Raw genomic sequence first — 5,405 nt, 5'->3', positions numbered from 1 at the left:
AGGTAAAATCTAGATTCGGAGCCGTTGCACTTCGTAATTGAATCCAAGACTTTAATAACCCAAAGCTAACAATGGCTAAGAGTTCATTACACTTTTAATGAGCCCTGAGCTTCTAGATGCGCCTCGCTTTCTGAATCAATTTGATTGACTAAATCTACCATATCCTCATCATCCTCATCCATATTAGGATACTGTTTAGGAAGATCAAGCATTTGCTGTACCAAGGCCACTCGTAGCGTATCACGTCGACCCAAATATCGCTGATAGAAGCTTGAATTAAGTAAACTTGCACCACCCTGTCCAATAGCCCAAATAGTAGACAGATAATCTCGAGTACTTAAACCACTATTTTGGCTCTGCAAGTATTGACTTATCAAATCAATTAAACGCTTCATACGCGCGCGTCTAATCTCATATAGCTCACCAAACATTCTATTTAAACCTTGAGCAGATGCTGCAAGACGCTCTTCAATTTGGTTAAATAACAAGGCTTTTTGCGGGTTCATTAGCTGTTGAAGAATCATTCGCGACACGCCTGCCGATACACTATCATCAATCTTATTAATATCAAATAATTGCTCTTCATAACGAATGATAATACGCAAATATAATTCATCTTTACTTGAAAAATGCTTATATAAAGTACCCTTGGCTAAGTCTAGCTGGTCGGCTAAACTGTCCAAAGTTATATCCCCACTTCCTGCTTCAAGTAAAAGTTGTTCAGCGGTGGCTAATATTTTTTCTTCGCGATTCTTAAATTGCTGCTGCCTACTCATGCAAATGCCCAACCTTGTATAATCTTTGATGAATAATATCTACTTTGACAGGTGCTACAACTACAAGTCCTACACCAAGTACTCAAAACCATAGTCATATAATGACTCATTAGTCATAGCCTACATAGCATACCCATTTTATTAAGCTTGTGCTAGTAAATCCTCGAAATTTTTTGTCGTTAGCATACCAACTTGTTCACTACTAATGCCAAATAGATCACCCAAACAGGTCGCCACGTATGGTACATAGGCAGGTTCATTAGATTTACCGCGTTTTGGTACAGGTGCTAAATAAGGACTATCAGTTTCGATAAGTAATCGATCTCTAGGCACTTTTAAGGCTGCATCACGTAAGCTTTGTGCATTTTTAAAGCTTACAATACCGGAGAAAGAAATATAAAAGCCCAAATCAAGAGCTTTTTTTGCAGTATCCCAATCTTCAGTGAAACAATGGATAATACCATGCTCGGCTTTTTCTGCTTTTAATATATCAATAGTGTCATGCTTAGCTTCGCGGGTGTGTACCACCAAAGGTTTTTTTAACTGCTGACTGGCTGCAATATGGCGCGCTAAGCTGGCTTTTTGTTCTTGTTTATTTTCATCACTCCAATAGTAGTCCAAACCTGTCTCACCAATGGCCCAAACATGATCGGCAGAAGCGGTTTTAACCAAACGTTCAACCGTGGCAGATTTCAATATCTGTAAATCCTCACAAGGATGAATACCTACGCTCATTCCTAAATTTAATTCATTATCACCGTATTGAGTAACAATGTCATAAATGGCATCATACTCAGCAAAATCGCACATAATGGCCATAGCTCGACTTACGTTGGCCTTTTTCATGGCTTCAATAACGCCGTCTAACTTCCCGTCATGTGGGGTTAGATCTAAACGGTTTAAATGGCAGTGACTATCAGTAAACATATCAACTCTTTTAGTTGTAAAAAATTTAGTTATTGAAAATACAGTTGTAAAAAATTAGATTTTGATTAAGCGCTCACGCACTTTATTATCGTTATAACCATTGTAAATTCAAGATAGCCTCAGTAACTATAGCCTTAGTACCTGTAGCCTAATTAACTAATAGCATTTCGGACTTATAGCATTGCGGGCTTAAAATATGTCGCAGCGTTATCATAATCTTTCAAAACAGTTTATATAAGCATGAAAACGCTATAAATGCGGTTGAATTGACACAATGCAAAGTTTAGGTTGAGTCGTATTATCTTCAAACTCATACTGCATTAGAAAGCCAATATCATAGTGCTTATAACTCATATAATATGTCCGCTGCGTATCTCGCTGACGATATGCAGGTCTTGGATCTTGAGCAATTAGCTGTTGAATAATGTGCTTATCCTCAATATTTAGGTCGCTGTCTGATTGGTCACAGTATTTCTCAAAATCTGCAGCGGCTTGAGCTTCACATACCACCTGCTTTAAAGGCGGCTTGTCTGGTGCAAATCCGCAGATAGCCTCGCTTAATGCATCACTATAACCAATATAAGGCTTAATATCGACAATGGGTGTACCATCTACCATATCTGCGCCACGTATATGAAGTCGTACCGAGCCTGTCATCACTTCTACCCTTACCAGTTCGACTACCGATAATCCCAGCTGCGAAGGGCGGTATGTAGTTCGAGTTGCAAATACTCCTAGTTTGGTATTGCCGCCTAATCTTGGCGGACGCACCTTAGGCTTGAATACAGGCTTACAATCAGGCTTAAAGACGTTGTCAGCTGTATCCTCAGAAATCGTCTCATGAGATTGGGATTTAGAACCTAGTGTTAAGTGATTGTGATGGGTATACCAACTAATCCACAGATGGCTAAATTCTTCAATTCCACTAAACGCCTCAGGCGTATCATAAGGCGCTATCATTTCAATGACACTGGGCAAAGCCACAAGATTAGGCTGGCGAGGAATGCCAAACTTTTGCGATAAAGCGGAGCGATGATAGCCAATAATCGGTATAGTTATCTGATTTTGAGTAGCATGTAAATCATCTTGTGACATTTAAACTTAAATACCTTTTGATTGGTTATGAAACGCTAAGGTTCTAGACTAGAGCCTGAAATCTAATGACAAAAACTAATAAATAAAACTAAGCACTTAAACCAAGGACTTAAGCTATCAAATTAAGTTAGTTATGCTTGATTGCCCTTTTGGTTAATGCCTTCTTGATTACCTAACTTAATAAAAGCGGTATGTATATGACATAGTATACTTTATAAATTAGGTTATTTAAGATGTTAAAGGTTAAGCTTAACTTTAAATTAGCTCTCAGTATTTACCCCAAAAAATAATGAGACGTTATCGGATGAGTTATCGGATAAATAGTGTCATCCATAAACTATTATTGTCTTATTAAATTATACTAAAAGTGAGCTTATTAGTTGCAAAGCAGCCAAACTGCGCCTGAATCAAAAAGCTTATAATAATTTGAATAGGCGTTATTCCAATTAATAATGAAGCTTTTGACTCATTTAAGATTTATTGTCGTTATTATATTCAATAATTTGTTATCATATGCCTCTTAAAAATATTACTCGGGTTAAGACCTATTATACGTATAAGGCTTTAACTTTATATAGTTTGCACCCTTTTTTTCTATACAGACTATAGTTTATTAAGCAGCTTATGATGACTTTATGGACTTAAGTCCAAATTAAAATAAAGCAACTAATTTACAGCTTTTAATTCGCTTTGCTATTCATATTAATCGGGGCTTTTATGTCAAAATTCCATACTGAAACAGTGACTTATGTACATCACTGGAACGACTCTTTATTTACTATTAAAACCACTCGTGATGCTGGATTACGCTATCGTAACGGTGAATTTGCAATGATTGGTATTATGGTAGATGGCAAGCCTTTAATGCGCGCTTATTCTATCGCTAGCCCAAATTATGAAGAAGATTTGGAGTTTTTCTCCATTAAAGTGCAAGACGGGCCATTGACTTCACGGTTACAGCATATCAAAGTGGGCGATGAGCTCATTATTAGTAAGAAACCAACTGGTACGCTAGTCGTTGATGATCTATTACCGGGTAAACACCTATATATGCTCTCTACCGGCACAGGACTTGCTCCATTCTTATCTCTATCTCGTGACCCTGAAGTTTATGAGAAATTTGATAAAATTGTTCTTTGTCATGGTGTACGTAGGGTTGAAGACTTAGCGTACCGCGAAATGTTTGAAGAAACCCTGCCAAATGATGAACTATTTGGCGAATGGTATCGTGAGAAATTCATTTACTACCCTACCGTTACGCGTGTAGAGTTTCGCAACACTGGCCGTATTACAGATTTGATGCGGTCAGGCAAGCTATACGAAGACATTGGTTTACCCCCAATTAATAAAGAAGATGACCGAGTTATGATTTGTGGTAGCATGCCTTTTAACGCAGATATTTCTGAGATTTTAGATGGTTATGGTTTAACCGTTTCTCCTCGTATGGGCGTGCCAGCTGATTATGTGGTTGAGCGTGCTTTCGTAGGCTAATAACGTTTTGCTTAAAAATTGCGTTAAAACTTCTTGACCAGATTTGAGAAGTTGTTATAATACGCCTCCTAGCTCGACTACCTATCTAGTTGATGATTATAATCGATCAACATTGATTGAGCTAACCCTACATGCCGGTGTGGTGGAATTGGTAGACACGACGGATTCAAAATCCGTTGCCTTTAAAAGCGTGTCGGTTCAAGTCCGACCACCGGTACCAATACTAAAAACCCTTATAGATTATAGTCTGTAGGGGTTTTTTATTGTCTATAAATCACGTCATTAACACAGTATTAAAACCTGTATCCAAATGGTTTTGATACTATCTTGATACTTTGACTCCCCTGCCTATTACCGTATGATAGTTCTATTAGAACATCTTTAAAGAGGCCAGTATGAAAGTTAAACTCACTAAGCGATTTGTAGACTCTGTTGAGTATGCAACAAATGGTACCGATATTTATATGGATGAAGTATTGACAGGTTTTGCATTAAGAGTAGGCAAGCAATCTAAAAAATATACTCTACATAAACGAATCAACGGTAAGCTTTATAGAGATGAAGTAGAAGAGACACATTTAATTACTTTAACTGAAGCTCGTGAAAAAGCCAGTACCATGATGGTTAATATCAAGAAAGGTTTGCATGTCTATGATGGCTATCAAGCTGGTCCAGTTAACCAACCCGCTCCAAACTCTAATGTACCTACATTAAAAGAGGCATATGAGTACTTTAAAACCATGAAGCCTAACCTTGCTAGCCGTACTATCGAAACATATGATCAGCAAATACTTGGTCGCCTTAGTGATTGGCTAGATTTGTCTTTAAATGATATTACCAAAACCATGGTTAGTGAAAAGCATAAGGAAATCAGTAAGCGTAGTAAAGCACAAGCTAATGCTACTATGAGAGCTCTTCGCTCAGTTTGGAATTATTGTCAGGATAGTTTTTTAGATGAAAATGAAGAGTACATCATCAAAGATCAGCCTATACGTATTCTAAATGCCAAAAAAGACTGGCATAAAATTAAGCCTCGAACTCGACATGTAGAGGAAGAATATCTTGGTACATACTTTCAGACTCTAATTGAACATAAAGATGGGGGTTCTTACAAGC

4 protein-coding genes, 1 tRNA gene and 1 pseudogene are annotated in these 5,405 nt (G+C 37.6%); 3 read left to right on the top strand and 3 right to left on the bottom strand.

What is annotated here, in order from left to right; translation table 11 throughout:
* Positions 1 to 86: 86 nt before the first annotated feature.
* The 3 genes from QZ265_RS09700 to QZ265_RS09690 form a co-directional block, all read right to left on the bottom strand.
* Positions 87 to 776, bottom strand: coding sequence for a TetR/AcrR family transcriptional regulator (locus tag QZ265_RS09700; RefSeq protein WP_296405693.1), 690 nt, complete (start codon positions 774 to 776; stop codon positions 87 to 89).
* Between the two features lie 141 nt (positions 777 to 917).
* The gene (locus QZ265_RS09695; RefSeq protein ID WP_296405692.1) at positions 918 to 1,703 is read right to left on the bottom strand and encodes a TatD family hydrolase; all 786 of its coding nucleotides are present in this window, start codon (positions 1,701 to 1,703) and stop codon (positions 918 to 920) included.
* A gap of 249 nt (positions 1,704 to 1,952) precedes the next feature.
* Positions 1,953 to 2,798: a tRNA (N6-threonylcarbamoyladenosine(37)-N6)-methyltransferase TrmO gene (locus QZ265_RS09690; RefSeq protein WP_296405689.1), complete on the bottom strand. Its 846-nt coding sequence runs from the start codon at positions 2,796 to 2,798 to the stop codon at positions 1,953 to 1,955.
* Positions 2,799 to 3,515: 717 nt separating this feature from the next.
* Between QZ265_RS09690 and QZ265_RS09685 the strand changes: the two genes are divergently transcribed.
* From QZ265_RS09685 to QZ265_RS09675, 3 genes and pseudogenes are all read left to right on the top strand, one after another.
* Complete coding sequence (locus QZ265_RS09685; protein WP_296405687.1) at positions 3,516 to 4,289, top strand: ferredoxin--NADP reductase; 774 nt, start codon at positions 3,516 to 3,518, stop codon at positions 4,287 to 4,289.
* A gap of 133 nt (positions 4,290 to 4,422) precedes the next feature.
* A tRNA-Leu gene (locus tag QZ265_RS09680) sits at positions 4,423 to 4,509 on the top strand.
* Positions 4,510 to 4,684: 175 nt separating this feature from the next.
* A pseudogene (locus tag QZ265_RS09675) lies at positions 4,685 to 5,405 on the top strand (integrase); the annotation flags it as partial.

It is taken from the genome of Psychrobacter sp. (assembly GCF_018260395.1).
In the GTDB taxonomy this organism is placed as follows: Bacteria; Pseudomonadota; Gammaproteobacteria; order Pseudomonadales; family Moraxellaceae; genus Psychrobacter.
The sequence above is the reverse complement of the archived record's forward strand: the minus strand, read 5'-3'. Positions and strand labels throughout refer to the sequence as shown.

What these genes read in the sequence shown, in the direction of transcription:
- QZ265_RS09690 (WP_296405689.1), bottom strand. Translation starts at nt 2,798, where the DNA reads ATGTCACAAGATGATTTACATGCTACTCAAAATCAGATAACTATACCG.
- QZ265_RS09700 (WP_296405693.1), bottom strand. Translation starts at nt 776, where the DNA reads ATGAGTAGGCAGCAGCAATTTAAGAATCGCGAAGAAAAAATATTAGCC.
- QZ265_RS09695 (WP_296405692.1), bottom strand. Translation starts at nt 1,703, where the DNA reads ATGTTTACTGATAGTCACTGCCATTTAAACCGTTTAGATCTAACCCCA.
- QZ265_RS09685 (WP_296405687.1), top strand. Translation starts at nt 3,516, where the DNA reads ATGTCAAAATTCCATACTGAAACAGTGACTTATGTACATCACTGGAAC.